The organism is Rhizobium sp. 10N414, assembly GCF_056394785.1.
Genome location: NZ_JBFTIN010000087.1, coordinates 1 through 2,914 on the forward strand (window position 1 = coordinate 1; position 2,914 = coordinate 2,914).

Sequence of the window (2,914 nt, forward strand, 5' to 3'; positions counted from 1 at the left end):
ATGTCGATGGATCCTGATGTCGATGGATCCTGTGTTTGCTATGGCAGGGAACGATCCCGTTGACGGTGGAAACCATCTGGACCACATTAGGTGAAGCATCTGCTATCGCTGATGCAGAGAGACCTGTCGACTACTTCTCGCTGCTGCTTCCCCACATAGGACGTTATCGGAGACAATCATTCCGGGCTTGCCGCGTCGTTCGATCAGCGTCGTCAACTCCCGTGCGACACGGCGGCCGGAGATTGAGGTGTCCGGGATTGCCGCCAGGCATTCACGCGTCACATCATCGACGATGTTGAGCACGCGAAACCTCCGTCCGCAGGCGAACTGGTCGTGGACGAAATCCAGCGACCAGCGGGCATTGGCCTTCGCTTCGACCAGGATCGGCGCACGCGTGCCGACAGCACGGCGTCGGGCCTTCCGCTTGCGTACTGAAAGCCCTTCCTCGCGATACAGCCGATAGATGCGATTGACGCCAGACGGCTCTCCCTCCCGCCGAAGCAGGACGAACAGCCGACGGTAGCCGAAACGCCGTCGCTCGTTAGCCAACTCGCGCAGCTTCGCTCGCAACTCGGTCTCCGGCGGTCGGGTCGACTGGTAACGGATCGTCTTGCGATCGGCAGATAGGATCTGGCAGGCCCGCCGTTCCGAAAGCCCCATGACGGTCTTCAGATGCGCGACGGCGTCACGCTTGGCGGCGGGCCCTACCATTTTTTTGCAAGAAGCTCGCGGAGTGCGGCCGCATCGAGCATCTGCTCGGCGAGTAGCTTCTTCAGCCTGGCGTTCTCGTCCTCAAGCGCCTTCAGACGCTTCGCCTCGGAGACTTCCATGCCACCGTATTTGGCTTTCCAGTTATAAAACGTCGCTTCTGAAATCCCGTGCTTGCGGCACAGGTCAGCCGCCTTCGCGCCAGCCTCTTGCTCCTTCAGCACTGCAATAATTTGCTCTTCCGTGAATCGTTGCTTCTTCATTCGTCCGTCCTTCGTCAGGCCGAACTCTAATCAATTCTGGAGGAAATTCGCAGTGGCAGGTCAAAGGGCAAGGAGGCCAAGCTGTCCTTCATGGGCATGGGTTGATGGAAAACCGCCATGGTCTTCTGGTCAATGCTTACCTGACGGAAGCAACCGGTTATGCCGAACGCATAGCGAACGCACGACACGCCATCCCGGCTATGAGGTCGGCCTACGCATTCGCAAGCGTATCGAGGAGGCCTTCGGCTGGATCAAAACGGTCGCGGGGCAGGACAAGACGAAGTTCCGGGGTCGCGACAGGGTTGGATGGGCATTTACCTTCGCGGCCGCCTGCAATCTTGTGCGGTTACCGAAGCTCATGACGGAGGCAAACTAATGGCGAGAGTCTCTGCCTTCGCCAAGGCCTTCGCCGGTCGGTGGCGTATCGTCGAGATGGACAACTGGGACAACGACGTCCTCGATCTCGTCGAAGAAGCGCATTTGACATTCCAGGGCGCTGCAGACGGAGAAATCGCCTTTGTCGCGCTCAAAGGCTTCCTCGATGTCCGCTACGGCGCGCGCGATCAGCCTGTGCGGAGTTCTCCTGGGAGGGCCAAGACGAGAGCGAATCTGCCTGTGGTCGCGGATGGGCTGCTCTTGCTCAGCAGGACGCCTTGTCGGGCACATCTACATCCACAACGGAGATGATTCAGGCTTCGTCTGCGAACCTGACTGACTTCTTCAACAGCCTGCTAGTGGCAAGGGCCCATTCAGACGCGCTGACTGAGTAGTGACTCTAGTGAACCTATGGAATTGCTCCGCTATTTTACGCAATCATCTTTTGAGCATGGTTGTCGTCTTTGCGGGCCGCCTCGACAAGATAGCGGGTGGCATACGCAACATTACGCGGAATTGGTTTTTCCTTTCGATAATCAGCTACTTGTCGACGGGAGATTTCCAAGGCAGCAGCCATACCATCCAGCGTCATTCCTAGATCGTCCATTGCTTCGCGAAATGCCTCGTTATCAAACTCTACCGAGGGCAATTTGCTGAGCCACAACGCCGAAAAATCGATATCGCCAGGCCATTCGATAGCCGTGCCATATTCTTCGACCCTTAGCTTTGCGAACAAAACATCATCATCGCGAAGCGGGATATAAAATCTTCGACTTAGAAGAGCCGGGGCCAAATCTACGACCGAAACGTCTCCAGACTTCCACGTGACACGAACCACGCGCTTTCCAAGCCATTTGGCTGCAGCGATTCGAGGGAGAGGTGTTCCTACTGAGATGATATCATCGCTCATTGAGGCGACTCCATTCCGTTTCTAGCTTCTTTCTATTGTCGGGCACCGAAGCCCATTCGATAACTGTTTCCAAATCTCGGCTCGCAATCCGACCTTGAAGGACGCTAAGGTCACTGATTAGAACCATTGCGTCAAAATCTGGTGATGACACATGAAAATGTGGAGGATTGTGGTCGTTGGAGAAAACTTGGACCTTCAGCTTCCCTAATTGGATAATCACTGGCATAAGGCACTCCTAGACATTTAATAGTGCATACAGCGCACTATTTCAAGGCGCCTCTGCTTGTTTCCTAATAAAAACATTCAATCCAAGGTAGTGGACATCCATTAACAAGAAATTCGATCAGTTTCCCAAATGATGAACTATTGATCGCGAACTGAAGCATATCTTCGTCCTGCATTATCCGCGACAATGCAGGATGCGCTGAAATCAAGCTTGTCATCCATCTCTCCTCGTTGTGAAACGAGGGGGCAGTTCTTCATTTCGCTAGGGGGTCAATTGTGAGCGCGACGAACAACCCACCTTTTCTTTTGTGAATGAGGCCGCGAGATAAGCTCCTTCATCGAAAGGAGCGGAATTGAATGGTTGGAGATCGCGCTGATGCCATGCTTGAAGTCATGGATGAAGGCATGCATGAAGCCAGGCATGAGGGAAAGT

The 2,914-nt window shown here is 54.5% G+C and carries 2 protein-coding genes and 3 pseudogenes; 2 read left to right on the top strand and 3 right to left on the bottom strand.

Annotation, left to right across the window (positions count from 1 at the left end):
* Window positions 1–162 precede the first annotated feature (162 nt).
* Window positions 163–971, bottom strand: a pseudogene (locus AC1DE4_RS31565) (IS3 family transposase); the annotation flags it as partial.
* A gap of 57 nt (window positions 972–1,028) precedes the next feature.
* Between AC1DE4_RS31565 and AC1DE4_RS31570 the strand changes: the two are divergent.
* Both AC1DE4_RS31570 and AC1DE4_RS31575 read left to right on the top strand, forming a co-directional pair.
* Window positions 1,029–1,347 (top strand): annotated as a pseudogene (locus AC1DE4_RS31570) (IS5/IS1182 family transposase); the annotation flags it as partial.
* Window positions 1,347–1,686: pseudogene (locus AC1DE4_RS31575) on the top strand (hypothetical protein). The pseudogenes AC1DE4_RS31570 and AC1DE4_RS31575, both read left to right, overlap by 1 nt.
* Window positions 1,687–1,776: 90 nt before the next feature.
* Here AC1DE4_RS31575 and AC1DE4_RS31580 read toward each other — a convergent pair.
* A complete protein-coding gene (locus tag AC1DE4_RS31580) occupies window positions 1,777–2,256 on the bottom strand; it encodes a DUF2442 domain-containing protein (protein ID WP_477884733.1) in 480 nt (159 codons plus the stop codon).
* A complete protein-coding gene (locus AC1DE4_RS31585) occupies window positions 2,246–2,482 on the bottom strand; it encodes a DUF4160 domain-containing protein (protein WP_477884734.1) in 237 nt (78 codons plus the stop codon). Before AC1DE4_RS31585 ends, AC1DE4_RS31580 begins: the two co-directional genes overlap by 11 nt.
* Between the last annotated feature and the right edge of the window lie 432 nt (window positions 2,483–2,914).

Bases quoted from the DNA above. Each gene is read 5' to 3' on its own strand.
- AC1DE4_RS31580 (WP_477884733.1), bottom strand. From the start codon at position 2,256: ATGAGCGATGATATCATCTCAGTAGGAACACCTCTCCCTCGAATCGCT.
- AC1DE4_RS31585 (WP_477884734.1), bottom strand. From the start codon at position 2,482: ATGCCAGTGATTATCCAATTAGGGAAGCTGAAGGTCCAAGTTTTCTCC.